Annotated in this window: 18 protein-coding genes, 1 pseudogene and 1 riboswitch; of the genes and pseudogenes, 9 read left to right on the forward strand and 10 right to left on the reverse strand. The window is 69.1% G+C overall.

What is annotated here, in order from left to right; genetic code table 11:
* Positions 1-136: 136 nt before the first annotated feature.
* Positions 137-298: a hypothetical protein gene (locus LXE91_RS11085; protein WP_006476417.1), complete on the forward strand. Its 162-nt coding sequence runs from the start codon at positions 137-139 to the stop codon at positions 296-298.
* 147 nt (positions 299-445) lie between these two features.
* Here the strand turns inward: LXE91_RS11085 and LXE91_RS11090 are convergent, their stop codons facing one another.
* The gene (locus tag LXE91_RS11090) at positions 446-1,813 is read right to left on the reverse strand and encodes an amino acid permease (RefSeq protein ID WP_039352275.1); all 1,368 of its coding nucleotides are present in this window, start codon (positions 1,811-1,813) and stop codon (positions 446-448) included.
* Between the two features lie 290 nt (positions 1,814-2,103).
* Positions 2,104-4,395 (reverse strand): FUSC family protein, encoded by a 2,292-nt coding sequence (locus LXE91_RS11095; RefSeq protein WP_039352276.1) that lies wholly within the window; start codon positions 4,393-4,395, stop codon positions 2,104-2,106.
* Positions 4,396-4,577: 182 nt separating this feature from the next.
* Here LXE91_RS11095 and recC point away from each other — a divergent pair.
* The 4 genes and pseudogenes from recC (at position 4,578) to arfB (ending at position 14,335) form a co-directional block, all read left to right on the forward strand.
* Positions 4,578-7,915, forward strand: a pseudogene (gene recC / locus LXE91_RS11100) (exodeoxyribonuclease V subunit gamma).
* Entirely contained in the window at positions 7,912-11,622 is a 3,711-nt protein-coding gene (recB, locus tag LXE91_RS11105; protein WP_039352279.1) for an exodeoxyribonuclease V subunit beta, read from the forward strand. The pseudogene recC and the gene recB overlap by 4 nt, the downstream one beginning before the upstream one ends.
* 2 nt (positions 11,623-11,624) lie before the next feature.
* On the forward strand, positions 11,625-13,934 hold the full coding sequence (locus LXE91_RS11110) for an AAA family ATPase (protein ID WP_039352494.1): 2,310 nt from the start codon (positions 11,625-11,627) through the stop codon (positions 13,932-13,934).
* Positions 13,931-14,335 (forward strand): alternative ribosome rescue aminoacyl-tRNA hydrolase ArfB, encoded by a 405-nt coding sequence (gene arfB, locus LXE91_RS11115; protein WP_039352282.1) that lies wholly within the window; start codon positions 13,931-13,933, stop codon positions 14,333-14,335. Before LXE91_RS11110 ends, arfB begins: the two co-directional genes overlap by 4 nt.
* 58 nt (positions 14,336-14,393) lie before the next feature.
* Here arfB and LXE91_RS11120 read toward each other — a convergent pair whose 3' ends face one another.
* The 5 genes from LXE91_RS11120 to thiC all read right to left on the reverse strand — a co-directional run bounded on the left by LXE91_RS11120 (position 14,394) and on the right by thiC (position 20,031).
* A complete protein-coding gene (locus LXE91_RS11120; protein ID WP_039352495.1) occupies positions 14,394-15,674 on the reverse strand; it encodes a sensor domain-containing phosphodiesterase in 1,281 nt (426 codons plus the stop codon).
* A gap of 451 nt (positions 15,675-16,125) precedes the next feature.
* Positions 16,126-17,052 carry a DMT family transporter gene (locus tag LXE91_RS11125; protein WP_039352285.1) on the reverse strand — a complete coding sequence of 309 codons (927 nt, stop codon included), beginning with the start codon at positions 17,050-17,052 and terminating at the stop codon, positions 16,126-16,128.
* Between the two features lie 143 nt (positions 17,053-17,195).
* On the reverse strand, positions 17,196-17,444 hold the full coding sequence (locus tag LXE91_RS11130) for a hypothetical protein (RefSeq protein ID WP_039352288.1): 249 nt from the start codon (positions 17,442-17,444) through the stop codon (positions 17,196-17,198).
* A gap of 192 nt (positions 17,445-17,636) precedes the next feature.
* Entirely contained in the window at positions 17,637-17,849 is a 213-nt protein-coding gene (locus LXE91_RS11135) for a glycine zipper 2TM domain-containing protein (protein ID WP_039352291.1), read from the reverse strand.
* Positions 17,850-18,099: 250 nt separating this feature from the next.
* Positions 18,100-20,031 carry a phosphomethylpyrimidine synthase ThiC gene (thiC, locus tag LXE91_RS11140; RefSeq protein WP_039352294.1) on the reverse strand — a complete coding sequence of 644 codons (1,932 nt, stop codon included), beginning with the start codon at positions 20,029-20,031 and terminating at the stop codon, positions 18,100-18,102.
* Positions 20,032-20,155: 124 nt separating this feature from the next.
* A riboswitch (TPP riboswitch) is annotated at positions 20,156-20,272 on the reverse strand.
* Positions 20,273-20,543: 271 nt separating this feature from the next.
* Between thiC and LXE91_RS11145 the strand changes: the two genes are divergently transcribed.
* The 3 genes from LXE91_RS11145 to LXE91_RS11155 all read left to right on the forward strand — a co-directional run bounded on the left by LXE91_RS11145 (position 20,544) and on the right by LXE91_RS11155 (position 22,363).
* Positions 20,544-20,819, forward strand: coding sequence for a pentapeptide MXKDX repeat protein (locus LXE91_RS11145; protein WP_039352296.1), 276 nt, complete (start codon positions 20,544-20,546; stop codon positions 20,817-20,819).
* A 93-nt stretch (positions 20,820-20,912) separates the two neighbouring features.
* Positions 20,913-21,545, forward strand: a complete 633-nt coding sequence (locus LXE91_RS11150) for a cytochrome b/b6 domain-containing protein (protein WP_039352299.1) — start codon at positions 20,913-20,915, stop codon at positions 21,543-21,545.
* 29 nt (positions 21,546-21,574) lie between these two features.
* Positions 21,575-22,363, forward strand: a complete 789-nt coding sequence (locus LXE91_RS11155) for a molybdopterin-dependent oxidoreductase (protein ID WP_039352302.1) — start codon at positions 21,575-21,577, stop codon at positions 22,361-22,363.
* Positions 22,364-22,443: 80 nt separating this feature from the next.
* Here the strand turns inward: LXE91_RS11155 and LXE91_RS11160 are convergent, their stop codons facing one another.
* Together LXE91_RS11160 and LXE91_RS11165 are read right to left on the reverse strand one after the other, a co-directional pair.
* Positions 22,444-22,725, reverse strand: a complete 282-nt coding sequence (locus LXE91_RS11160; protein WP_039352305.1) for a helix-turn-helix domain-containing protein — start codon at positions 22,723-22,725, stop codon at positions 22,444-22,446.
* Positions 22,722-23,075 (reverse strand): type II toxin-antitoxin system RelE/ParE family toxin, encoded by a 354-nt coding sequence (locus LXE91_RS11165; protein WP_039352308.1) that lies wholly within the window; start codon positions 23,073-23,075, stop codon positions 22,722-22,724. The genes LXE91_RS11160 and LXE91_RS11165 overlap by 4 nt, the downstream gene beginning before the upstream one ends.
* A 504-nt stretch (positions 23,076-23,579) precedes the next feature.
* Between LXE91_RS11165 and LXE91_RS11170 the strand changes: the two genes are divergently transcribed.
* Positions 23,580-24,824, forward strand: coding sequence for an EamA family transporter (locus LXE91_RS11170; RefSeq protein ID WP_278068079.1), 1,245 nt, complete (start codon positions 23,580-23,582; stop codon positions 24,822-24,824).
* Positions 24,825-24,845: 21 nt separating this feature from the next.
* On the opposite strand, the gene LXE91_RS11175 is transcribed toward LXE91_RS11170, so the two are convergent.
* Positions 24,846-26,045: an MFS transporter gene (locus LXE91_RS11175; protein WP_039352313.1), complete on the reverse strand. Its 1,200-nt coding sequence runs from the start codon at positions 26,043-26,045 to the stop codon at positions 24,846-24,848.
* Positions 26,046-26,228: the final 183 nt, after the last annotated feature.

A 26,228-nucleotide genomic window follows, 5' to 3' on the forward strand; every position in this document is an offset into this window, starting at 1 on the left:
ATGGGAATGATTATCAAATGAAAGCTTGCGGCGGGCGGGAGGCGACGAAGGATGGGGACCGGCAAAGGCGCGTCGCAGCGGGCGCGCAAGCGCGTAGAATGCCCGCTTCGATGAATTTGACGGAGTCGCCCCGACCATGAACGATCAGCGCAAGAAGAACCCTGTCCGCAACGTGAGCATCCTGATCGTCGTGGCCGTGCTGCTCGTGATCGGGACGATCCTGTACAACGCGATTTCGCAGAAGCACGCGTACGACGAGGCCCATCCGGCCGAGGCCGCGAGCGCGGCGTCGCACTGACGTGCCGATGCGCGGCCCGGCGGGCCGCGCACGCAGCGGGCATGCGAAGGGGATGAATTCCCGGCGGTTGGCGCGCTGGATGCCGCGCTGAGCCGGGAGAGAAGCGGGCGCCGGAACCGGCGCGCCGCGTATGCAGTCAGTCGTGCGTCAACGTGACGCAGGCGCGAACTTCGGGCGGATCCGTGCGTAGAACACGGCCGCGAGCAGCGCGAGCCAGGCCGCGCCGACATACAGCGCGACGCGCGTGTCCTCGAACCAGCCGAGCATCACGATCACGAAGCCCATGAACGCGATCGTCAGCGCCGGCGCGACCGGCCACAACGGCACCTTGAACTTCAGCGCCGCGACTTCGGCGCTCGACAGCCGGCGGCGCATCGCGACCTGCGACAGCAGGATCATCAGCCACACCCACACGGTGGCGAACGTCGCGATCGCCGCGACCATCAGGAACACGTCCTTCGGCATCAGGTAGTTGAGCAGCACGCCGACGAGCAGCGCGACCGCCATCACGAGCACCGTGACCCACGGCACACCGTGCCGCGACGTCGTCATCAGCACGGCCGGCGCCTGGCCTTGGCGCGCCATCCCGAACATCATCCGGCCCGCGCCGAAGATGTCGCTGTTGATCGCGGAGATCGCCGCGCTGATCACGACCAGGTTGAGGATCGTTGCCGCCGACTTCACGCCGAGCGCCGAGAAGATCTGCACGAACGGGCTGCCGTCGTTGCCGACACCCGTCCACGGGCTGATCGACATCAGCACGACCATCGTCAGCACGTAGAACAGCAGGATGCGCGCGGGCACCGCATTGATCGCGCGCGGAATCACGCGCTCCGGATCCTTCGCCTCGCCGGCGCTCATGCCGATCACCTCGATCCCGCCGTACGCGAAGATCACGACCGACAGCGATGCGATCAGCCCGCCGACGCCGTTCGGCAGGAAGCCGCCATGGTTCCACAGGTTCGCGAACGTCGGCACGTCGGCCGAGTGGCCGAAGTGCATGCCGGTCAGCAGGATCGCGACGCCGCCGCCGATCATCGCAATGATCGCGCCGACCTTGATGATCGACAGCCAGAACTCGAGCTCGCCGAACACCTTCACGTGGCACAGGTTCAGCCCGCAGATGATCGCGACCACGCCGAGCACCCAGATCCATTGCGGGACATCCGGAAACCAGAAACCCATGTAGATGCCGAACGCGGTGATGTCGGCGATCGCGACGATCACCATTTCGAGCGTGTAGGTCCAGCCGGTGACGAATCCGGCGAACGGGCCGAGGTTCTCGGTCGCATAGTGGCCGAACGAGCCTGCGACGGGGTCGCGCACGGCCATCTCGCCGAGCGCGCGCATCACCATGTAGACGGCCGCGCCGCCCAGGATGTACGCCAGGATCACGGCCGGGCCCGCGAGCTGGATCGCGGACGCCGAACCGTAGAACAGGCCCGTGCCGATCGCCGACCCCAGCGCGAGGAAGCGTATGTGCCGCGCGCTCAGGTGGCGCTGCAAGTTTTTCATCGTGTCTCCGATATCGTTATGCGACGGACCGCGCGAGCGGGGCCGATCCGATTGACTCAAGTTGTCTATACAACTTAAATGTGAACGAATGATAACAAGCCGGGCCGGGTGACCGGAATCGGGTATTCCCTGACTGGCGCGACGGGCACAACAGGGGGCTGGGCGGTCGCGCTTCGAGGGCGCAGGCCGCATGGAACGGGCAGGTCATGCTTCGGGGATCGTTGAATCGGGGAGCGCCGGGGCCGATCCGCGGCACGCGCGGGCCGGCCACCGGCGGGGTAGAGCCGCGCTCAGGCGGGCAGGCGGATCACGCTCGCATCCTTGCGGATCAGCAGCGACGAAGCCAGCATCTGCTTGCACTGGTGCGCGAGTACCTTCAGGTCGTGCGTGAGCTCGGCACCCACCGCATCGGATTTCTCCGCGGACACGACCATCGCGTCGAGGTCGCGCGTGATCTGCTTCGACGCGTCGAGCTGGTCGGCGGGCGGCGGCTCGCCTGCTTCGGCCTTCTCGAGATTGTCGAGCACAGCGGCGAGGCCGCGATGCAGCGCGTCGTCGTGGAGGATGCTGCCGTCGGCCGCGCAGGCCGCACGGATCAGCGGCGCGGCGGCCGTGATCTGCGCGCCGAGCACGTGCGTCTGCACGAGCAGGTCGTTCAGTTCGGGCACGAAGCGCTGGTGCGCCTTCGGCTCGATCATCATCCGCTGGAACGCTTGCCCGAGATTCGCGAACGCGATGTGTACGTCCTTGCGCGCGAGGCGGTAGCGGTAGTCGTCGTCGAGGGCCGTGGCCGGGGTTTCGATGGCCGCGGCGACGACCGGCACGACGGCCGCGCCGTCGGCGGCCGGCACCGGCGGCGGCGACATGCCGCGCCCGGCGCGCCACACCGCCTCGAAATACTTGCGGGTGGCGGTGAGCATGTCGGCGACCTGCTTGCCCATCAGCCGGTATTCCCAGTACGGGAACAGCCGGCTCGCGGCGATCGCGATCATGCAGCCGACCACCGTGTCGATCGCGCGCTCGCCGATGATCCGCATGCTGCCCGGCGCGAGCAGGTGGAACATCAGCAGCACGTACGACGACGTGAACACGACGCTCGCCGCGTAGTTGAACAGCAGCAGGCTGTAGCTCATCACCATCGACCCGAACATGATCGCGATCAGCAGGTGCGTATCCTTGACCGTGTAGATCAGCGCGACGCTCGCCGCGCAGCCGATCAGCGTCCCGACGATACGCGCCGCGTTGCGCTGCTTGGTGAGCGAGTAGCCGGGCTTCAGGATGATGATGGTGGTCATCACGATCCAGTACGCGTTCGTGAGCGGCAGCAGCCGGCCGAGCCAGAACCCGACCGCCACCGCGATCGTCACGCGCAGCGCGTGGCGGAAGCTCGGCGAGCGCATGTTCAGGTTCGAGAAGATCAGGAGCGGCGACATCCGGCGGCGCTGCAGGAAGCGCGTGAGCGCCTTGTCGATCTTCAGTTCGGTTTGCTGCGGATCGGCGTGGCCCGACAGGTTGCGGCGCATCCGGTCGATCAGGCGCGTCGCGCTCCAGATGCGCCGGAACGTGGCCAGCACGGCCGCGTACGCTTCCGCGTTGGTGGCCGGGAAGTTCTTCTTGCGCATCAGCTCGATCTCGTACTCGATCGCGCGCAGCTCGGCCTTCACGCTGATCCGCGAATGCGGTGCGCGGTTCTCGAGCACCGCGAGGCCGATCTCCTCGAGATCGGCGGCCGCCTTGCGGATCAGGTCGCGGTAGAAAATGATCAGATCGGAGCCGCCGAACGTATTGCGCACCAGCGGGTAGTCGGTATGGGCGCCGACGAACAGCTCGTGCAGGTCGACGCTGTTGATGAACAGGTTGTACATCGTCGTGCGGCCGGGGTCGAGCTTGCCGCGCCGCAGCTTCGGCAGGTTGCGCAGCACGATGTCGCGCGCGGTTTCCTGCGTTTCGACCGCGGTGATCTGCTTGGCGACGAGATTGCGGTAGCACTCGTCGAGATCGGCATCGAGATCGTAGAACTGCGCGCGCGCGAGCAGGTAGTCGGCGCACGCGAACAGGCTCTCGGCAAGCGCCTGCTGCTCGATCCGGCGCGCCTGCCATTGCGACACGAGCGTGGCCCAGTACGTGTACCAGAGGCCGCCCGCGAGGATCCAGCCGGCGTTGATGAACGCCTGCAGCGGCGTAAACTTCTCCTCGAGCGTCATCACCATCATGAACAGCGTCGCGAAGCTGATCTGCGGCCAGCGGTTGCCGTAGACGACGATCAGCGACAGCACGAAGGTGAGCGGCACGATGGTGAGCCACAGCACGAAGATGTTCGGCGTCGCGAGGCCGGTGGCGAGCGCTGCCAGAAAACCGATCACGCTGCACGCGAGCATTTCGTTGTGCTTGTACTTGAGCGGGCCCGGCATGTCGACGACGCAGGCACCGAGCGCGCCCGTCGAGATCGTGAAGCCGAGCTCCCGGTTGTGAAACACGATCAGGCACAGCACGGCCGGCAGCGAAACGCCGACCGCGATCCGCAGGCCGCCGAAAAAGTACTGGCTGTAGAAAAACTTTCTGATTTCGACCGAATAGCGCATCGATGGGCTGAATGGCAGACGAAGACGCCCGGGGGCGGCATCTTGACTGGCGACGAGTCTATCGTATTTCGCGATCCGTAAAACCTGGCTATCCGGACGAGGTCCGCGACGGCGGCCCATTTGCTATCCTTGGTGATCCTGTTCGCCCGGCCCGGCCGGCGCGAGGTTCCGACGCCCGCTTCATGCTCCATCTCTTCTATTCGAACCGTCACGAAACGCTGGCCGATGCGCTGCTCGAGGATCTGGCCGCGTTCCCGGCCCGCAATGGCCCGTGGGCGCCGCAACAGGTCATCGTGCCGAGTGCGGCGCTGCGCCGCCGTCTCGAGCTCGACATCGCCGCGCGCAACGGCGTGTGTGCGAACGTCGAGTTCACCTATCTCGCGCAATGGCTGTGGGCGCAGATCGGCCACGTGATGGAGGTCCCCAAGCGTTCGCCGTTCGCACCCGACCGCCTCGTGTGGCGCTGCTACCGGCTGTTTGCACAGGCGAACGACGGGGCGCCGTGGCTCGCATCGCCGCGGCTGGCCGCCTACCTGTCCGCGTCCGACGATGCGATGCGCTACGAGCTGGCACACCGCGTGGCGGCCGTGCTCGATCATTACCTGACCTATCGCCCCGAATGGCTGGCCGCATGGCAGGCCGGCGAGTCCGTGCTCGCGGGCGACGGCGCGCCGCGCGGGGTCAGCGACGCCGCGCGCGACGACGAGCGCTGGCAGGCCGCGCTGTGGCGCGCGCTGCTCGCGGAGCTGAGCGACAGCGGCACGCCGCCGGCGCACCGTTTCCTCGTCGAGGCGCGCCATCTCGATCCCGAAACCATCGCGCGTGCGGATTGGCCGGAATCGGTCAGCGTGTTCGCGCTGCCGACGATGCCGCCGCTGCACGTCGCGTTGCTGCGCGAGCTGTCGCGCTGGATCGACGTGCGCGTCTATGCGCTGAACCCGTGCCGCGAATTCTGGTTCGACATCGTGACCGCCGCGCATGCCGAGGCGCTCGATGCGGCCGGGCGGCTCGACTACCAGGAAGTCGGCCATCCGCTGCTCGCCGAATGGGGCAGGCAGACCCAGGCGCAGCTGCACATGCTGCACGAACTGACCGAAAGCGCCGCGTCGGGCGACGCGTCGCGTTTCGTCGAGAATCCCGCGCCGACGTGGCTCGCGCGCGTGCAGAACGCGATCCTCGAACTGCGGCCGGAGGCGGAAACCGGCGACACGCCGGCCGAGCGCGGGATCGAAGTGCACGTGTGCCACAGCCTCGCGCGCCAGCTCGAGGTGCTGCACGACCGGCTGCTCGCATGGTTCGATGCCGACGCGAGCCTGCAGCCGTCCGACGTGCTCGTCGCCGTGGCCGATCTCGCCGCGGCCGGGCCGCTGATCGACGCGGTGTTCGGCACGGCCGGCGCCGGCGGCTCGCGTGTGCCTTACCGGATCACCGGCCTGCCGCCGTCGCAGGCGAACCCGGTCGCGCGCGTGCTGCTCGACTGGCTCGCGTTGCCGGAGCGGCAGGTCGGCGCGCCGGAACTGGTCGAATGGTTGCGCGTCGACGCGGTGGCGGCGCGCTACGGCATCGATGCGGCGGCGCTGGAGACGGTGCAGACCGGCTCGCGGCCGCCGGCGCGCGGCGCGGGCTGTCGCCGCGCGCGAGCGACGACGCGGCGGTGCCGTCGCCGCGCCATACGTTCTCCGATGCGCTCGCGCGGCTCTTTCTCGGTTACGCGATGCCGGAGGGCGCGGCGCCGGTCGGCGCGTGGCTGCCGATCGAGGCGGCCACCGGCAGCGAGGCCGAACTGCTCGGCCGGCTCGCGCGCTTCACCGACGATCTCGACGGCTTCGCGCGGCGGCTGGCCGAATCGCATACGCCGCAAGGCTGGAGCGAACTGTTCGCCGATACGCTCGCACGTTTCTTCGATTCGGGCGCTGCGTACGCGGACGCGCTCGCGGGCGTGCGCGACGCGCTCGACGCGATGCTGGCCGCGATGACGGAGGGCGCGCCCGATGAAGCGTTGCCGGCGGCCGTCGTCCGGGCGGGGTTGGCCGCCGCGCTCGACGACCCGGCGCGCGGCGGCGTGCCGTGGGGCGGTGTCACGTTCTCGTCGCTGACGAGCCTGCGCGGCCTGCCGTATCGCGTCGTCTGCCTGCTCGGGATGGACGATGGCGTGCTGCCGAGCCTCGCGCGCGCGGACGAATTCGATCTGATGGCCGTATTGCCGAAGCTCGGCGACCGCCAGCGCCGCGACGACGAGCGCAACCTCTTTCTCGACCTGCTGCTCGCCGCGCGCGACCGGTTGATGATCGCCTACACGGGCCGCAGCATTCGCGACAACGCGCCGTTGCCGCCCGCGGCACTCGTCGACGAGCTGCTCGACCATCTCGCGCTCGTCACGGCAGGGCCCGACGCGGCGCCGGACGCGGTCGATGCCGCGCGGCGCGCATTCGTCGTCGAGCATCCGCTGCAACCGTTCGCGGCCGCGTATTTCCAGCCCGGCAGCGAACTCGTTTCCTTCGACGCCGAGCGTGCGACGCTCGCGTCGCTGCTGGCCGCCGAGGCGTCGCGCGACGGGCCGCGCGAGCTGCCGTTCTTCGCGCAGCCGCTGCCGGCCGAACCGGTCGAGCCGGTCGCATTCAGCGAATTCGAACGCTTCTGGCGCCATCCCGCACGTGCGCTGCTGCGCGCGCGGCTCGGCATCGTGCTCGCCGACGCGCAGGCCGAGCTGCTCGACACCGAGCCGTTCGCGCTCGACTTCGCCGGCAGCGATGCGCTCGCCGAGCGCGTGCTGCCGTTACTGATCGAGTCGGACGAGGGCGGCGTGCACGATCACGCGCTACGCATTGCGGACGCGAGCCCCGAACTGCCGGGCGGTGCGACAGGCGCCGTATGGCGCGACCAGGCGCTCGGTTCGATGACGCAGCTGGCGTCGAACGTGCGCCGCGCGCTGGCCGACGGCATGGAGCGGCGGCCGTTCACGCTCACCGTCGTGCCGGCCTGGCCGGACACTGAACAAGCGCTGTTCGGCGCCGACGACGCGCGGTTGTCGGCCGACGCGGTGAGCGCGCCGCTCGACCTGCACGGCACGCTGAACCGGCTTACGCCGGCCGGGCAGATCATCTATCGCTATGCACGGCCGAGTGCGCGCGACTACTTGTCCGCGTGGCTCGCCCATCTCGTCTACTGCGCGGTGGAGCCCGGCGGCCCGCGCCGCACGCTGTGGTTCGGCAGCGGCGGCGCATTCGAGCTGACGCCCGTCGCGGCGCCGCTCGAGCAGCTCGCGCCGCTGGCCGCGCTATTTCGCGCGGGGCGGCGCATGCCGCTGCGGTTTTTCCCGCGCAGCGCGTGGGCGAGGGTGTCCGACGGCGAGGCGAAGGCCGCCAGCGTCTGGATCAACGAACGGGTCGTGAGCGAAGCCGACGATCCTGCCATCGCGATCGCGTGGCGCGGTGCGCATGCATCGCTCGACGAGCCGTTCGGCACGCTCGCGCACCTCGTGTTCGATCCGCTCGTCGAGCATCTGAAGGAGGTCGCATGAGCGCCGTGTCGCAGCCGCAGCAGGCGCTCGAACTCGACGTGTTCGCGTGCCCGCTCGACGGCGTCAACCAGATCGAGGCGTCGGCCGGCACCGGCAAGACCTGGAACATCTGCGCGCTGTATGTGCGCCTGCTGCTGGAAAAGGATCTCGGCGCGGACGAAATCCTCGTCGTGACCTTCACGAAAGCGGCGACCGCCGAGCTGCACGAGCGGATTCGCGGCCGGCTCGCGCAGCTCGCGCATGCGCTCGACACGGGTGACGACGGTGGTGATCCGTTCATCGAGCGTCTGCTCGAAACCACGCTCGGCGAAGACGGTGCGCTCGATCCCGAAACGGCCGCGAAGCGGATCCGGCGCGCGCTGCGCGCATTCGACCAGGCCGCGATCCATACGATCCACGCGTTCTGCCAGCGCGCGCTGCAGGAAGCGCCGTTCGCGGCGGCGATGCCGTTCGCGTTCGACATGGAGGCCGACGATGCGTCGCTGCGCTTCGAGCTCGCAGCGGATTTCTGGCGCACACGGGTCGAACCGGCGGCCGCGCGCTGGCCGGGCTTCGCGACCTGGCTCGTCGAATCGGGCGCCGGCCCGGCCGCGCTCGATGCGCAGCTCGCGCGGCGGCTGAAGAAGCCGCTCGCCGCGCTGCGCTGGGACGGCGTGACCGAGCCGGACGAATCGGCCGAGGCGGCGGCGGCCGAGTGCTTTGCCGAGGCCGGGCGGATGTGGGCGGACGAGCGCGAAGCGATCGATGCGTTGCTGCGCGCCGCGCAGCCCGCGCTCAATCAGCGTTCGCACAAGCCCGAAGCCGTGGCCGATGCACTGGCCGCGTGGGCCGCGCATTTCGCGCAGGGCGACGCGACGGCTGCGCTGCCGAAGGCCGCGCTGAAGCTCACGCGCACCGCGCTCGTGAAGGCGACGAAAAAAGGCGGCGCGACGCCCGAGCATGCATTCTTCGACGTGGCCGACGCGCTCGAAGCGGCCGTGGCGGCGGCCGAGGCCGCGCAGCGCGCACGCTGGCTCGCGCTGATCGCCGAATGGCTCGACATGGCGCCGGGCGAGCTGGCCGAGCGCAAGCGCACGCGGCGCGTCGTCTCGTTCGACGATCTGCTCGCGAACCTGTACCACGCGTTGCATGCGCATCCGTGGCTTGCCGAGACGCTGCGCGCGCGCTATCCGGCCGCGTTGATCGACGAGTTCCAGGATACCGACCCGCTGCAGTTCGCGATCTTCGACCGGATCTTCGCACCGGGCGGCCCGCTGTTTCTGGTCGGCGATCCGAAGCAGGCGATCTACAGCTTCCGCGCGGCCGATCTGCATACCTATCTTGCCGCGCGCGCACGGGCGAGCGCGTGCTACACGCTCGCGGTCAACCAGCGTTCGACGCCCGCGATCGTCGATGCGTGCAACCGCTTCTTCATGTCGAATCCGCGCGCGTTCGTGCTCGACGGGCTCGACTATTACGCGGTGCGCGCGGGCACGCGCGTGCGCGCGCCGTTCGTCGACGCAACCGATCCGGGCCCGGCAGGCGACTTCCGGGTATGGGCGTTGCCGGGAGGCGAAGGCACGTTGCTCAAGCGTGATGCGCAGGCCCAGGCCGCGCAGGCCTGTGCCGCCGAGATCGCACGGCTGATGCGCGGCGCGCGCGAAGGGCGCGTGCGGCTCGGCGAGTCGCCGCTGTCGCCGGGTGACATCGCGGTGCTCGTGCAGACGCACCGGCAGGGCAGTCTCGTGAAGCGCGTGCTGGCCACGTGGGGCATCGGCAGCGTCGAACTGGCGCAGGCCTCGGTGTTCTCGACCGGCGACGCCGAGCAGCTCGAACGCGTGCTGGCGGCGATCGATGCACCGGGCGACCTGCGGCGCTTGCGCGCGGCGCTCGCATCCGACTGGTTCGGGCTCGACGCCGGCGCGCTGTGGCGGATGGAGCAGGGCGACGGCGACCCGCAACGGCAAGCATCGGCGGCGGACAGCGCCGACGCGATGAGCTGGGTCGAGCGCTTCTCGCGCTATCGGCTGTTGTGGCGCGAACGCGGCTTCGCGGTGATGTGGCGCACGTTCACCCGTGAACTGAGGATTGCCGAGCGCCTGATGGCCGGCGCGGACGGCGAACGCCGCGTGACCGACATCAACCATCTGGCCGAACTGACGCAGGCTCGCGCGTCCGCGCAGCCGGGCATCGCGCCGACGCTGCGCTGGCTCGCCGCGCAACGGCTCGACGGCGGCGGCGAGGAAGCGCAGCTGCGGCTCGAATCCGATCGCAACCTCGTGCAGATCGTCACCGTGCACAAGTCGAAAGGCCTCGAATACGCGATCGTGTTCTGTCCGTTCCTGAACGACGGCGGGTTGCGCGAGCCGCCCGCGTCCGCGTTGCCCGATGCGCGCGAGTATCACGACGACGCGGGCGACGCGGTGCTGCATTACGGGTGCGACGACGAGGCAGCCGAGCATGCGGCGCGGCAGGCGCTGCGCGAGCAGGCGGCGGAACGCGCGCGGCTCGTCTACGTGGCGCTCACGCGCGCGGTCTATCGCTGCTACGTCGTCGCCGGGCCGTACCTGTCGTCGCGCTCGACGCGTGAATCACGACGCAGCGTGCTCAACTGGCTCGTCGCAGGCGCGGGCCAGTCGTTCGATGCATGGCTCGACGAGCCGCCCGACGAAGCGGTGCTCGATGCAGCGTGGCAGGCGCTCGCGGGTGGCCCCGTGAGCGTCGCGCCGCTGCCGGCGCCCGCGCGCCCCGAGCGTCTCGCGGCCGGGCACGACGCATCGCAGACCCTCGCGGCGCGCCATGCGACGCGCGTGCTGCGCGATGCGTGGCGGATGGCCAGCTTCAGTTCGCTGACCGCGTCGATGGCGCGCGAGGAGGCGGGCGTCGCGGCCGTGCCGGATGACGAGCTGCGGCCCGATCACGATGCGCTTGCCGCGGTGGTGCCGGATGGCGAATGGCTATTGGCCGATACGGTCGCGCCCGAGCCGCCGGACGACGATATCCTCGTGTTCCCGCGCGGCGCGGCGGCCGGCGAGTGCCTGCACCGCCTGTTCGAGCTCAGCCGCTTCACCGAGCCCGAGTCGTGGCCCAGGGCCGCGCTCGGCGCGCTGCACGACCGGCCGGTCGAGGCCGTGCCCGAGCTGGCCGCGCGCCTGCCGGCAATGATGGTGCAACTGGTCGACGATGTCGTGCATACCGAGCTCGTGCCGGGCATGCGGCTCGCCGATCTCGATCCCGCGAAGCGGCTCGACGAAATGGGTTTCCTGTTCCCGGCGCCCGCGCTCGACCTGATGGCGCTGCGCCGGCTGCTGGTCGCGCACGGCTATCCGGACGTTGCACTGGAGGCGGGCATGCTCGCCGGTTTCATCAAGGGTTTCATCGACATGATCGTCGAACACGACGGCCGCTTCTGGATCGTCGACTGGAAGTCGAACCATCTCGGCACGACGCCGGACGCCTATGGCCCGCGCGCGCTCGACGTCGCGATGGCCGATCACGCGTATCACCTGCAGGCGCTGCTCTATACGGTCGCACTGCATCGCTACCTGCGCGGGCGGCTGCCCAACTACGACTACGACACGCATGTCGCGGGCTACCTGTACCTGTTCGTGCGTGGCGTGCGCCCCGGCTGGCGCAGCGGCGGCGAACCGGCCGGCGTGCATGCGCGGCGGCCCGAGCGCGCGCTCGTCGACGCACTCGACCGGATGATGGAAGGGGGCCGCGCATGAACATGAACGTGCAGGACGACACGCTCGAATTTACCGGCGGCCTCGTCGCGCGGCTGCCCGAACCCGCCGATTTCGGCATTGCACTCGCGGAAGGGTTCGCGCGCCGCATCGGCGATCTGGCTCGTCGCGCCGGTGCGCCGGCCGCGGCCGCGCGGTGGGCGGCGCGCGCCGCGTTCGCGACGAGTCGCGCGACCGCGGGCGGCCACGTATGCGTCGCGCTCGGCGCGCTCGCGCAGCGCTACGAAGCACCGCTCGACGAAGTCCGCTCGGCGCTCGCCGCGAGCGGCGTGGTCGCATTCCGCACGCTCGCACGCGGCGACGAGCGGCCGCTGATCGTCGACCGCCACGACCACCTGTACCTGTCGCGCTATTTCGACTACGAACGGCGGCTTGCCGATGCGCTCGTCGCGCAGGCCGGTGTGGCCGCGCCGGACGAAGGTCTCGCGCCCGACCGGTTGCGCGACAGCCTCGCGCGTTACTTCGGGCCGGCAACCGGCGAAGTCGACTGGCAGCGCGTCGCGGCGATCGTCGCGCTGACGGGCCGCGTGACGATCGTCAGCGGTGGCCCGGGCACGGGCAAGACGACGACCGTCGTCGGCGTGCTGGCCTGTCTGCTCGACGCGCATCCGGGGCTGCGCGTCGCGCTGGCCGCGCCGACCGGCAAGGCCGCGCAGCGGATGCAGGAAGCACTGCACGCACGGGCCGGCGACCTGCCGCCCGAACTCGCGGCGCGCCTGCCGGAGACGTCGTTCACGCTGCACCGGCTGCTGGGCGGCGGCGGGGCGGCCGGCTTCCGGCATCACCGAGACAATCCGCTGCCGTACGACCTGATCGTCGTCGACGAGGCGTCGATGATCGACGTTGCGCTCGCCGCGCATCTGCTCGATGCGCTCGCGCCGGGTGCGCGGCTCGTGCTGCTCGGCGACAAGGACCAACTGGCCGCGGTCGAGGCGGGCGCCGTGTTTGCAGAGTTGAGCGCGCGGCCGGCGTTTACCGCCGCGGCGCGCACGCGCATCGCGCAGGCGCTCGGCATCGACGAGGCGGCATTCGTCGCGGCGTTGCCGGTGCAGGACGAAGCCGCGACCGCAGCGATTCACGTCGCGCATCCGGCGAGCGCCGTGGCCCGGGCGCCGGCGCCGGCCGCGGCCGCTACGCCCAAACCTGCGTCGCGCCGGAAAGTCGATGAGCGACAGGCATCGCTCTTCGACGACGAACCGCAGGAGGACGAAGTTTCGCCGACCAGCGTCGCGCCGCCGCCGGTCGCAGGTCCGGTGCCGACCGAAACCGGTGAGCCGGGCGAGGCCGGCGCGGCAGGCGAGGCCCCCGCGTGGATCGAGGTCGACGAACTTGCGTGGCTCGACGCCGTCGAGCTGCCGCCGTTCGACGCGGGCGACGCGGCGCTTGCATCGGTCACGTCGCTACTGCCCGGCGAACCGGCCGCCGCGCCAGCCACGCCCGCCGCGCCCGCACCCGCACCGCTCGCCGACTGCGTGGTCTGGCTCGAGCGCAATTACCGCTTCGGTCTCGATTCGCCGATCGGGCGGCTGTCGCTCGCGATCCGCAGCGGCGACGTGCAGGCCGCGCTCGACGCGCTGCCCGCCGACGATTCGGCCGCCGCGTCATTCCACGACGATGCGGGCGAGTCGCTCGCGTCGTCGACGGTCGAGCGGCTCGCGCGCCGCTTCGGTGCTTACCTCGACGCGTTGCGCGACACGCTGGCCGCGCCGGTGCCCGATCCGCTGCCGCTGTTCGACGCGCTCAACCGGTTCCGGATCCTGTGCGCAACCCGCAGCGGCTTGCGCGGCGCGGAGCACGTCAATGCGCTCGTGGCCGCGCACGTGCGCCACGCGGCGCGGGTGCCGCTGGCGGTCGGCGCGCACTGGTTCACGGGGCGGCCGATCATGGTGACGCGCAACGACTATGCGCTCGGGCTGTTCAACGGCGATATCGGCATCGCGCTGCCCGACGCGCAAGGCGTGCTGCGCGTGTGGTTCAGGCGTGCGGACGGCACCGCGCGCGCGGTGTCGCCGGCCGCGCTGCCACCGCACGAAACCGCGTTCGCGCTGACCGTCCACAAATCGCAGGGCTCGGAATTCGACGAAGCCGCGCTCGTGCTGCCGGCGTCGTTCGGCCGCGTGCTCACGCGCGAACTCGTCTATACGGCCGTCACGCGTGCCCGCACGCGCGTGCAGGTGATCGGGCCGCGGCGCGTGCTGGCGCAGGCGGTCGCGACGCGTACGCAGCGCGATTCGGGGCTCGCGGCACGCGTCGACGAGGCGCTTGCACGGCGTCGCACGGAGGCTTCGCGATGATGATCCGCTATACGCTCGATCCGGCCGAAGTCGAATGGACGGCCGTGCGCGCGCAGGGCGCGGGCGGGCAGAACGTGAACAAGGTGTCGAGCGCGATCCACCTGCGCTTCGATATCCGCGCGTCGTCGTTGCCGCCCGTCATCAAGGAGCGGCTCCTCGCGCTGTCCGACCAGCGCATCACGCGCGACGGCATCGTCGTGATCAAGTCGCAGGAATATCGCACCCAGGAGAAGAACCGCGAAGCCGCGCTGGCGCGACTCGATGCGTTGATCAGCGGCGTTGCGTTCACGCCGCGCGCGCGGGTCGCCACGCGGCCGACGCGTGCGTCGAAGGAGCGGCGGCTCGAGCACAAGTCGCGCCGCAGCGTGGTGAAGTCGGGGAGAGGGAAGGTGATCGACTGACGAACGGATGAGCGGACGAACGACGGGTGCGGTAGCCGGTCGTCCGCCGTCGTGCCGGCTAGCGCATCACGGTCCCGGCGCTGTCGAGCACGAAGTCGACGCAGAACACGACCAGCCGGCTCAGCGCGTGGATCGCGACGGCGGCCGTATAGCAGTCGCGGCCTTCCGTCAGCGAGAAGTGCGGGCCCATCAGCGCGACGCGTCCGGGCGCGGCGATCGCGCGCTGGAAATATGGGCGCCGCGACCAGTTGCTGTGGGTTTCGGGGAAGAGCGGTGAAAGGCGGGTGACGCCCGCCTGGCCGTCGTCGGTGCGCGCGCCGATCGACGGCAGGAACTGCTCGCCGGTTTCGTCGGTGACGAACACGCGGCGCGCGGCCGGTACCGCGAACACGCGTTGCGCGGCGTCCTGCAGGTTGCCGCTCGCGGAAAACGCCGCCGCGCCGGACAGCACGAGCCGCTCGATCGCGTCGAAGCCGGGCTGCTCGGCGGCGACCGGCGTGTGCCGGCGTGCGATGAAGCGCCGCCACGCGGCGTCGAGCATCGCGGGCGCTGCCGCGCTGGCATGCGCGATCGATGCATCGGGCTGGCCGAACTGGAAACCCTGCACGAAATCGATGTCGGCTTCCATCAGCGCCTGCAGCGAGTCGTCGCTCTCGACACCCTCGGCGAGCACCATCGCACCGGCCTGATGCAGCATCGACACGAGGTGATGCATGATGCGGCGGTCCTCGGCCGAACCGGTCGAGCGTACGACGAGCGAGCGATCGAGCTTGACGATGTCGGGTCGCGTGCGCCACACGCGGTCGAAGTTCGAGAATCCCGTGCCGAAGTCGTCGATCGCGATCAGGAAGTCGCGATGCTGGATCATGTCGATCGTGCGCGCGAGCGCGGCTTCGTCGCGTGCAGGCTGTTCGACGACTTCCAGCACGATGCGGTTCGGCGGCAGCGAGAAATGCCGGCACAGCGCCTCGACGAATTCGCGCTGCACGAGGCCCGAGTCGAGCACGCGCGGCGTGACGTTCAGGAAAAGCCAGCCGTCGCCGATACCCTGCGCGACGAAGTTGGCCGTATGCAGGCAGCGCGCGAGCCGGTCGAGCAGCAGCGCGTCGGCGTCGGCGCGCGTCCTGTCGAACAGCGCGGCGGGCGAGATCATTGCGCCGTTCGAATCGACGACGCGCAGCAGCGCCTCGTAACCGACGACCCGCTTGTGCGTGATCGACAGCACGGGCTGGAACACGCTGCGCAATGTCGTGGTGCGATAGGTGGCGACCCAGCCGCCGGGTGTCGGCGTGAGGCGTTCGAGCAGGGAGTCGAGCGAGAGGTCGCGGGCGGGCTTCATGTCAACGATGCCCGGGAATGAGCGGCGCAACGGCAGCGCGCCGCCACGCCGAAGCAGTCGCACGCGCCGGCGGACGCGAAAGGACGTGGGGCATCGAGACCGCCTTCTGCGGGTAAGTGTCTGGAGTGTAACGGGAATGCGGCCGCTCGCGTATCAGGGAAACTCCAGACGCACGCGGGAATGCGACTGCGGCCGGCGCTGCCCGCATGCGCGCCGCGCAAGATCGCCGCGTAGCGTCGGGCGTCGCCGCCGCACATGACAATCCGTCAGCATGGCAGGCGCGCGGCGAGGCGGGAAATCCCGACAGCCGGCACATGGCGAGCGACGGTCGCCGTCAGCGGAATGCCGGCCGCGCTGCGGCACCATCCGCGGCGCGGCGATGAACGATCGGCGCCCGGTCGTCAGGCATGACGGCCGGAACGAACGGCGGCGCGTGCACCCGAATGTATCGTCAGGTCGCTTCGCCGCTGCGCGGCCGGATCCCCGGAATCCGCTTGATCACGCCGGTCGCGAGCGCGGTGCCGACGAGCACGATCGCGCAGCCTTCGATCATCACGGCCGACACGTGTTCGCCGAGGAACAGCGCGCCCCACAGCAGACCGAACACGGGGATCACGAACGTCACGGTAATCGCTCGCGCGGGGCCGATGTGTGCGATCAGGTGGAAGAAGATGAAATATGCGATGCCCGTGCAGGCGACGCCCAGGGCGAGCACCGAGGCCCACGCGTGCGCGCTGACCGGCGCGGCCGGCCAGGTGGCGATCGCGAACGGCAGCAGCAGGACGGTCGAGCCGATCATGCTGCCGGTCGCGTTGACGAGCGGATCGACGCCGGTCAACTTGCGCTTCGTGTAGTTGGCCGCGATGCCGTACAGCAGCGTCGCGCCGAGGGCTGCCGCGGCGGCGAGCGCGGTCGCGGCGGCGCCCGCCTCGCCGTGCGCATTCGCGATCTGGTTCCACACGAGCGTGAGTACGCCGGCAAAGCCGATCACGAGGCCGAGCGCGCGCGGCAGCGACAGCTTGTCCTTCAGCCACAGGTAGGCCACGAGCGCGCCCCAGAGCGGTGTCGTCGCGTTGATCACCGACGTCACGCCGGCCGACAGCGTCAGTTCGGCGAATGCGAACAGGCAGAACGGGATGCCCGAGTTCAGCGCGCCGACGACGAACAGCGGCCACGCATGACGGCGCAGCCGGGCGCCGAGATCGGCGGGTTTGAAGCGCGTGAGCGCGAAGCCGCCGAGAAACAGCGCGCCGATGCCCACCCGCAACGCCATCAGCGGCGCGACGCCGAGATCGACGACGCCGATCCGGATGAACAGGAACGACGCACCCCACAGGGCAGCGAGCACGGTCAGCAGCAGGGCGTTCTTGGGTGACATCGATCGTGAAGGGCAGGGACGGGATGCGGAGAATCTTACACCGCGTTACCGTGCCGTCGTTTCACGTTTCGATGAAATGACAAGAAACGGGAATGTCGCCGGTGGGCGGCGTGGGGCGGCCGCCCGCCGGCGGTCTTGCCCGATCAGTGATGGCGCCAGCCGCCGCGTCCGCCGAAGCCGAAGTTGAGCGAAACCGCCGGTCCCCAATAGCCGCCCCACGCAGGTGCATAGGCCGGTGCCGGATAGTAATAGGCCGGGCCCGGATCGACGTAGACGGGAGCCGGCTGCACCGGAGCCGCCGTGTAATAACCGCCGGGATAATAGCCGTACGGGTAGTAGCAGCCGGCGAGCGTCACGCAGGCGAGCGCCGCAGCGACGAGGGTCCTGTTCATGATGTCTCTCCGGCGGAGCCGGCAATCGGCAGATGCTTAAGCTTAGGCCGCGCGCCGATGACACGGTGTGCAAAACGGTAACGGATCATTTCCGCGGCAGGCTGCCCGTCACGTTGCGGCGCCGCATGCGAAAACGGCGCTTCCGCATCGCGGAAACGCCGTCTGGCTGACCGTCGCGGCGCGTTGCGCCGCTTACTTGCCGACCTGGTTACCGATGATGCCGCCCGCCGCTGCGCCGCCCAGCGTCGACAGCGCACTGCCGCCGATTGCCGCGCCGGCGACGCCGCCGACGCCCGCACCGATTGCCGTGTCGCGCTGGCGTCTCGACATCGAGTCACAGGCCGAGAGGCTGGCCACGGTCGCGACGAGCAGCGTGCATATCCCAATACGCCGTATCGAATTCATGATCGTTGTCCTTGCGGTTGTGAACAGAGGACGCGCGACCGGCCGGCGGCCGCGCATGAACCCAATCTACGCGCCGTCCTCCGACGCTGCTGTAAGCACTTGTTAAGGCTCGCGCGGTTTCGTAATGAATTGTTTCGGGTGGTTTTCCGGTGCGGCGGCAGGCACGCGACATGCGCAAAAAAGCCCGCTCGAAAGCGGGCTTCGTGCCTGGCGAGGCGGTGCGGCAGCCCTCGCCGGACCGCGCGTTCGCTTACTGACGATGATAGATTTCGGCGCCGGTCTTGACGAACTCGACCGCCTTCACTTCCATCCCTTTCTTCAGCGCTTCGGTTTCCGACACGCCCTGCTGCGCCGCGAACTCGCGCACGTCCTGCGTGATCTTCATCGAGCAGAAGTGCGGGCCGCACATCGAGCAGAAGTGCGCGACTTTCGCGGAATCCTTCGGCAGCGTTTCGTCGTGGAATTCGCGTGCCTTGTCCGGATCGAGGCCGATGTTGAACTGGTCTTCCCAGCGGAACTCGAAGCGCGCCTTCGACAGCGCGTTGTCGCGCACCTGCGCGCCCGGGTGGCCCTTCGCGAGATCGGCGGCGTGCGCGGCGAGCTTGTACGTGATGATGCCTTCCTTCACGTCGTCCTTGTTCGGCAGGCCCAGGTGCTCCTTCGGCGTCACGTAGCAGAGCATCGCGGTGCCGAACCAGCCGATCATCGCGGCGCCGATGCCGGACGTGATGTGGTCGTAGCCCGGTGCGATGTCGGTGGTCAGCGGCCCGAGCGTGTAGAACGGCGCTTCCTTGCACCAGTCGAGCTGGAGATCCATGTTCTCCTTGATCAGCTGCATCGGCACGTGGCCGGGGCCTTCGATCATCACCTGCACGTCGTGCTTCCATGCGATCTGCGTGAGCTCGCCGAGCGTCTTCAGCTCGCCGAGCTGCGCTTCGTCGTTCGCGTCGTAGATCGAGCCGGGGCGCAGGCCGTCGCCGAGCGAGAAGCTCACGTCGTATGCCTTCATGATCTCGCAGATCTCTTCGAAGTGTTCGTACAGGAAGCTTTCCTTGTGGTGCGCGAGGCACCACTTCGCCATGATCGAGCCGCCGCGCGACACGATGCCCGTCATCCGGTTCGCGGTGAGCGGCACGTATTGCAGGCGCACGCCCGCGTGGATCGTGAAGTAGTCGACGCCTTGCTCGGCCTGTTCGATCAGCGTGTCGCGGAAGATTTCCCACGTGAGGTCTTCGGCCTTGCCGTTGACCTTTTCCAGCGCCTGGTAGATCGGCACCGTGCCGATCGGCACCGGGCTGTTGCGGATGATCCACTCGCGCGTTTCATGGATGTGCTTGCCGGTCGACAGGTCCATCACCGTGTCGCCGCCCCAGCGGATCGCCCACGTCATCTTGTCGACTTCCTCGCCGATCGACGATGTGACGGCCGAGTTGCCGATGTTCGCGTTGATCTTCACGAGGAAGTTGCGGCCGATGATCATCGGCTCGGATTCCGGGTGATTGATGTTCGCGGGGATGATCGCGCGGCCGCACGCCACTTCCGAGCGCACGAATTCCGGCGTGATCTCGGCCGGCGCGTTCGCGCCGAATGCCGCTGCGCCGAACGCCTGGCCCGGGTGCTGGCGGCCCATCATCGCGGCGAGCTTCGCGCCGTTCGGGCCGCTCGCCTTCAGGCTCTCGAGGTACTCGGCGCGGCGCTGGTTCTCGCGGATCGCGATGTATTCCATTTCCGGCGTGATGATCCCCTGGCGCGCATAGTGCATCTGCGTGACGTTCTTGCCGGCCCGGGCACGGCGCGGATTGCGGTGCAGGCCCGGGAACCGCAGGTCGGCGGTGGCCGGGTCGGCCGCGCGCTCGAGGCCGTACTGGCTCGACAGGCCGCCGAGCACTTCGGTGTCGCCGCGTGCCACGATCCAGCCTTGGCGCAGCGGGGCCAGGCCCGCGCGGATGTCGATCTTCGCGTCCGGATCGGTGTAGGGGCCCGACGTGTCGTACACGTAGATCGGCGGATTCTTCTCGCCGCCGAAGCCGGTCGGCGTGTCGGCCTGCGTGATTTCACGCATCGGCACGCGGATGTCGGGCTGCGAGCCGGTTACATAGACCTTTCGCGAATTGGGCAGCGGGGCGACGGCCGCGGCATCGACATGAGCGTCGGCGGACAGAAACTTCGGATTGGCGTTCATGCAATCTCCTGTGTGAGCGCCGGACAGGCGCTTCGGCGCTTGCCCGGAGCCCTTGACGTATGTGGGGCTCGAGCTAAGCAGGAGACGAGGCTTGGTGAGGCGGCGGATTTCGTCAGAAGGATGGCGGCGAATTCCGTACGCTTCCCTGCGCTGGCATTATCCAGATCAGGTTCAAAGGGTATTTCTCACCCGCAATGCCGGTTGTTTGACCGGGCGCATTGCAGGACCCCCGCGTTAGCAGGGCACACGATACACTGGCTTGGCGGCGGTTTCAACCGGCAGAGGATCGGCTGTCCCGGTGCGGCCGCAGCATGACGGGCGGTACGGTGGCCCGTCGAAATGGCAGCGCGCGTCGCCGCCGCATGGCCTCCCGGCATGGCCGGCCACGGCGAAGCGGTGCAGCATGACGCGCTTTCGCGCAACTTCAAAAAAAATTTCGCAGCGGCTGTCATTTCCCGCGACGTCGTCCGTCTATTCGGCTCCTTAAACCCATGTTGTTTTGGAGAGATGTCATGAAAAAAGTACTGATTGCCGCTTGCGTCGCCGCTTTCGCCACGATCGCCACGGGCGCCCATGCACAGAACGATGCGATGTCGCAGCCGGGTTCGTCGATGTCGAAGGACGCGATGGGTCACGACGCGATGGCCAAGGATGCAATGGGCCATGACGCGATGAAGAAGGACGGCATGAAGAAGCATGCGATGAAGAAAGACGCGATGAAGAAGGACGCGATGTCGCACGACGAGATGGGCAAGCCGTCGGGCGACAAGATGGCGCCGTCGAACTGACGAAAGGCGGACGCGGCGCGGCCGGCGCGTGCGTCGCACGACGGCCGCCCGCATCGCGTCCCGTCCCGTCGACTCATACCGGGAGTCTTCATCATGCAAACCGTTCCCGCCACCGGCCGCGCGGCCGCCACGCCGCCCGCGCGCCCGATCCATCCGCTGTGGGTGCGCGCGAGCCACTGGCTCAACGCGCTCGCGGCGATCCTGATGGTGCTGTCCGGCTGGCGCATCTACGACGCGTCGCCGATCTATCCGCCGTTCACGTTCCCGCACGGGATCACGATCGGCGGCTGGCTCGGCGGCGCGCTGCAATGGCATTTCGCGGCGATGTGGCTGCTCGTCTTCAACGGGCTGTTCTATCTGACGATGTCGATTGCGACGGGGCGCCTCGCGCGCAAGATGCTGCCCGTCACGCCGGCGTCGATCTGGCGCGATGTCCGTGCCGCGCTGGGCGGGCGGCTGTCGCACGCCGACCTGAGCGTCTACAACGCGGTACAGCGTGCCGCCTACCTGACCGCGATCGTCGATCTCGTCGTGCTGGTGCTCTCCGGGCTCACGATCTGGAAATCCGTGCAATTCCCGCTGCTGCGCGAATTGTTCGGCGGCTACGACAACGCGCGTGTCGTGCACTTCTGGGCGATGTCGCTGCTCGTCGCATTCGTCGTCGTTCACGTCGCGATGGCGCTGCTGGTGCCGCGCTCGCTGCTCGCGATGCTGCGCGGACGCTGACCCGTCAACCTCGGGTGAAGGAAATCATCATGTCGGAATCCGAAAACAAGCGCGACGGTTCGCGCTGGACGCTCGACCGGAAGTCGCTCGAACTCGACGTGCGCCGCGAGCTCGAGATGCCGTCGCGGCGGCTGTTCAACCGGCGCGTGCTGACGCTCGGCGGCTTGACGATGCTGACCGGCTGCACGCTGAAGGACGACGCGTCGGTCAACACGTTCCTCGAAACGGTGTCGCGCATGAACGACCGCGTGCAGGCCTGGCTGTTCAGCGGCGAGCGGCTCGCGCCGACCTACACCGAAGCCGACATTACGCGACCGTTCCCGTTCAACGCGTACTACGGGATCGACGACGTGCCGCACGTCGATGCGTCGACGTACCGGCTCGTGCTGTCCGGCCGCGTGACGGGCAAGCGCGTGTGGACGCTCGACGAACTGTATGCGCTGCCGCACGCGGAACAGATCACGCGGCATATCTGCGTGGAAGGGTGGAGCGCGATCGGCCGCTGGGGCGGTACGCCGTTCGGTGCGTTTCTCGCCCGCGCCGGCGCCGATACGCGGGCGAAGTACGTCGGCTTCAAGTGCGCCGACGATTACTACGAGAGCATCGACATGCCGACCGCGCTGCATCCGCAGACGCTGCTCGCGTTCGACTACGACGGCCAGCGGTTGCCGCCGGAGTTCGGCTTCCCGATGAAGCTGCGGATGCCGACCAAGCTCGGCTACAAGAATCCGAAACACATCATGGAGATCTTCGTGACCGATACGTTTCCGGGCGGCTACTGGGTCGACCAGGGGTACAACTGGTTCGGCGGATCGTGAGCGGTGCGGTGCGTGGCGGGCGGTGGCGGCGCATGCGCGTGCCGCGATGCATCGGGCATCGCGGCATCGCACGTGATGCGTCACGCGGATTCGCGCACCTGGAGGTCGACGCGCAGGCCGACGGCCGCCGCCATGTTCACGAGGGCGTCGAGCCCGAACAGGTTGATCTTGCCGCGCATCAGGTCGGAGACGCGCGGCTGCGTGACGCCCAGCTGTTTCGCGGCCTGGGCCTGACTGAGCTCGAGCTGCGCGATGCGCTGCTTGAGCGCGATCATCAGCCCGGATCGCAGCTTCATGTTCTCGGCTTCGGCCGGCTGGCCCTCGAGTGCGTCCCAGACGCTTGAATAACGGTCGTTGGTCATCGTTTCCTCTCCATCGTCAGCGCGCGATAGCGCCGGGCGGCCAGTTCGATATCGGCCCGGGTCGTGCGCGCCGCTTGCTTCCGGAAGCAGTGCAGCACGTAGACGGCGTCGGCGAATGTCGCGACGTAAATGATCCGGAACGCGCCGCTCGCATCGCGCAGGCGAATTTCCCGCACGCCGACACCGACGGTACGCATCGGCTTCCAGTCGTCGGGCGCGAACCCGCGTTGTACCTGGTCGATCTGGTGGCCGGCTTCGCGTCGCGCAGGCAGCGGAAAGCCGCGAAGATCCGCGAGCGCGCTGCCGACGAAAACAACAGGTTTCGGCGGGAGAATGGCTGGATTATACAAAATTTTGTATAGATAGTGCGGGTGTCGAAGGAAGGTCGTCCGGCGCATGAGGTGCGTGAGCCGACCGTCACGATAAGGGGGAAGCGCTGGCCGGCGTGCAGGACTGGCCGTTCGGCCGATGGCTGACCCGGTTGCGACGGAGGGCGTGGATGGCGGGTCGGATCGACATCCCGGCAACGCATGCGTGTCGCGTATCCGGCCCCCGATTTCACCCGCCCGCCGGCCGGGAAATGTCGCGCGGAAACATCATTCGGGTTCCTTTCAGACAGGTCCGACGATGCTTTCGAATCCTTGATGCCATAATGCCGAGCGTGCGCAGCCGAAACGGTTGCGCGCGTTTTTTTGTCCCTCTGCCGCCGCTTGCCGGTTCTCTTTCGTCGCCGTTCGCACTGCCATGTCGTTCCGCACGTTCGCTCTGCCTTCCCGGTCCCGCCAGGGCCGTTTGCCGGCATCGCCGGCGTCTTTCAGCGGAGCACTCGGCGTGATGTGCGGGCAGGCTGCGCAATGACGCCGCTCGACCGTCTCCTCGATTTCTTCGCCCGCTTCTCGTTCCGGATCCGCCTGCCGCAAAGTCGCGGCGGTCGCGTCGCGCTGGCGCTCGTCTTCATCTATTTCGTCTGGGGTTCGACCTACAGCGGCCTGCATTTCGCGCTGCAGTCGTTCCCGCCGCTGCTGCTGTCGGGGCTGCGCAACCTGCTCGGCGGGATCGGCCTGTTCATCTTCGCGCTGCGGCGCAAGCCCGAATGGCCGACGCTGCTCGAAATCCGCAATGCAGGGATCGTCGGCACGATGCTCGTCGCGCTGTCGTCCGGCACGATCGCGCTCGGGATCAGTCTGGTCAGCAGCGGCTCGGCCGCGGTGATGGTGGCGACGGTGCCGCTGTTCGCGACCGTGATCGCGGCGGTGGCCGGGCGGCCGGTCACGAAAGGCGAGTGGTCGGCCGTCGCGCTCGGGATGGTCGGTATCGTCGTGCTGAACTCCGGCGGCGCGGCCGCGCAGAGTTCGGCGCTCGGCACGATCTGCGTGCTGGCCGGCGCCCTGTTCTGGGCCGGCGGCGCGCATCTCGCGACGCGGCTCAAGCTGCCGTCCGACCTGTTTCTGTCGACGTCGCTGCAGATCGGTCTCGGCGGCATGATCTCGACGCTCGTCGCGTGGCTGGTCGGCGAACGCGTCGAACACCTGATGGTGGGGCCGGTGTTCGCGTTCCTGTACCTGATGGTGTTCTGCACGATGGCCGCGTACGTCGCGTACGGCTACCTGATCCGCCACACGAGCCCGATCATCGCGAGCAGCTGCATGTACGTGAACCCGATCGTCGCGGTCGCGCTCGGTGCGCTGCTGCTTGGCGAGCCGGTGACGATGGCCACCGTGGTCGCGACCGTCGCGATCCTCGGCAGCGTCGGGCTGTCGTTCGTGTTCGATCCGGCGCGCCGGCCCGCGGCGCGCGCGGCAGCTGCCAGTTCGGCGGCCGCGGCAGCCGCGTCTACGGTGGAGGCTGCATCGGCGCCCGAACCGATCGCGGTGCCGGATGCGGCACCGATCCTGGCGCCTTCGGCCGTTCAACTGGCCGTGCCGACGCCGAGCGCCGTGATGGATCCTGCCGCGGTCGTCGACCCGGCACCGGCGTTTGCTACGCCACCCAGCGCCGAGCCGGAGCAGGCGTTCGTGCCGCCGCCCATTACCGAACCGGAACCGGCATTTGCGCCGCCGCGCGCCGCCGAACCGGCCGCACCCCGCGCCGACGCGTGACGCGGCCGTGGCCGGTCGCGCTCAGCCGCGCCGGCCTCCGCGATGGTGGGACCAGCCCCCAAGCGCGGTGAACACCAGCCCGGTCGTGCACATGCCGATCCAGCCGAACGCGTGCCATGCCGCGACGCCGGCCGACGAGCCGAGTGCGCCGCCGATGAAATAGCACACCATGTACACCGTGTTGACGCGGCTGCGCGCCTCGGGCTTCAGCGCATAGATGCGCGACTGGTTCGAGATCTGCGCGGCCTGCACGCCGACGTCCAGCACGATCACGCCGATCACGAGCCCGACGAGGCTCGAACCCGACAGCGCGAAGATCACGAACGACAGCGCGAGCAGCGCGATCGCGAGCGAGATGATCGCGCGCGGGCCGCGCTTGTCCGCGAAGCGGCCCGCGTACGGTGCCGCGAGCGCTCCCGCCGCGCCGACGATCCCGAACAGGCCGGCGGCCTGCGGGCCGAGATGGAACGGCGCGCCGGCGAGCAGCAGCGTCAGCACGGGCCAGAACGCGCTGAATGCCGCGAACAGCGCGGCGCCCGTCAGCGACGCCTCGCGCAGCCCGCGCAATTCAACCGCCAGATGCCACATCGAGCCGAGCAGCTTGCCGTACGACAGCGTCGACGTCGGCGAGCTGCGCGGCAGCCGCAGCACGATCACGGCGGCGAGCGCGACGAGCGCCGCGACCGACGCGGCGAACACCGCGCGCCAGCCGAAATACTCGGCGACGAAGCCGGCAGCCGTTCGCGCGAGCAGGATGCCGAGCAGCAGGCCGCTCATTACGGTGCCGACCGCATGCCCGCGTTCGGCGGGCGGCGCGATCTCGGCGGCGAACGGCACGGCCTGTTGCGCGATGGTCGCGAGCACGCCGATCGCGAGGCTCGCGACGGCGAGCACGGCCAGCGACGGCGCGGTAGCTGCGACGATCAGCGCGATCGACAGGCCGGCGATCTGCATCAGGATCAGCCCGCGGCGGTCGAAGCGGTCGCCGAGCGGCGCGAGCAGGAACATGCCGGCCGCATAGCCGAGCTGCGTCGCGGTCGGCACTGCGCCGATCCACGACGCGCCGTCGGGAAATGCCGAGCGGAAGCTGTCGAGCAGCGGCTGGTTGTAGTAGATGTTCGCGACGGACACCCCCGCGATCGTCGCGAGCAGCAACAGCAGGCTGCGCGAATAGTGGGGCGAGGCGGCGTCGGTCGGGCGGTCGGTGGAGGCGGTGGACATGGCTGCGCGAACGGAAGTGGGGCGGCGCAGCGCGCGGCGCACGCGTCGGGTGCGCAGGCGGGCGGGGCGCCGTCGAGGCTGCCGATCATACCGGAGCGACGTGAATCCTGCCGGACGGCGGCAAATCGGCCAAACCGGCCGAACCGGTGTATCCGGCCGGCCGCTGCCCGTCATCGCGCGTGC

Origin of the sequence: Burkholderia contaminans (assembly GCF_029633825.1) — a bacterium.
Taxonomy (GTDB): domain Bacteria; phylum Pseudomonadota; class Gammaproteobacteria; order Burkholderiales; family Burkholderiaceae; genus Burkholderia; species Burkholderia contaminans.

Excerpts from the sequence above, each read along its gene's own strand:
- LXE91_RS11085 (WP_006476417.1), top strand. The coding sequence starts at position 137 with ATGAACGATCAGCGCAAGAAGAACCCTGTCCGCAACGTGAGCATCCTG.
- LXE91_RS11090 (WP_039352275.1), bottom strand. The coding sequence starts at position 1,813 with ATGAAAAACTTGCAGCGCCACCTGAGCGCGCGGCACATACGCTTCCTC.
- LXE91_RS11095 (WP_039352276.1), bottom strand. The coding sequence starts at position 4,395 with ATGCGCTATTCGGTCGAAATCAGAAAGTTTTTCTACAGCCAGTACTTT.
- recB (WP_039352279.1), top strand. The coding sequence starts at position 7,912 with ATGAGCGCCGTGTCGCAGCCGCAGCAGGCGCTCGAACTCGACGTGTTC.
- LXE91_RS11110 (WP_039352494.1), top strand. The coding sequence starts at position 11,625 with ATGAACGTGCAGGACGACACGCTCGAATTTACCGGCGGCCTCGTCGCG.
- arfB (WP_039352282.1), top strand. The coding sequence starts at position 13,931 with ATGATGATCCGCTATACGCTCGATCCGGCCGAAGTCGAATGGACGGCC.
- LXE91_RS11120 (WP_039352495.1), bottom strand. The coding sequence starts at position 15,674 with ATGAAGCCCGCCCGCGACCTCTCGCTCGACTCCCTGCTCGAACGCCTC.
- LXE91_RS11125 (WP_039352285.1), bottom strand. The coding sequence starts at position 17,052 with ATGTCACCCAAGAACGCCCTGCTGCTGACCGTGCTCGCTGCCCTGTGG.
- LXE91_RS11130 (WP_039352288.1), bottom strand. The coding sequence starts at position 17,444 with ATGAACAGGACCCTCGTCGCTGCGGCGCTCGCCTGCGTGACGCTCGCC.
- LXE91_RS11135 (WP_039352291.1), bottom strand. The coding sequence starts at position 17,849 with ATGAATTCGATACGGCGTATTGGGATATGCACGCTGCTCGTCGCGACC.
- thiC (WP_039352294.1), bottom strand. The coding sequence starts at position 20,031 with ATGAACGCCAATCCGAAGTTTCTGTCCGCCGACGCTCATGTCGATGCC.
- LXE91_RS11145 (WP_039352296.1), top strand. The coding sequence starts at position 20,544 with ATGAAAAAAGTACTGATTGCCGCTTGCGTCGCCGCTTTCGCCACGATC.
- LXE91_RS11150 (WP_039352299.1), top strand. The coding sequence starts at position 20,913 with ATGCAAACCGTTCCCGCCACCGGCCGCGCGGCCGCCACGCCGCCCGCG.
- LXE91_RS11155 (WP_039352302.1), top strand. The coding sequence starts at position 21,575 with ATGTCGGAATCCGAAAACAAGCGCGACGGTTCGCGCTGGACGCTCGAC.
- LXE91_RS11160 (WP_039352305.1), bottom strand. The coding sequence starts at position 22,725 with ATGACCAACGACCGTTATTCAAGCGTCTGGGACGCACTCGAGGGCCAG.
- LXE91_RS11170 (WP_278068079.1), top strand. The coding sequence starts at position 23,580 with ATGACGCCGCTCGACCGTCTCCTCGATTTCTTCGCCCGCTTCTCGTTC.
- LXE91_RS11175 (WP_039352313.1), bottom strand. The coding sequence starts at position 26,045 with ATGTCCACCGCCTCCACCGACCGCCCGACCGACGCCGCCTCGCCCCAC.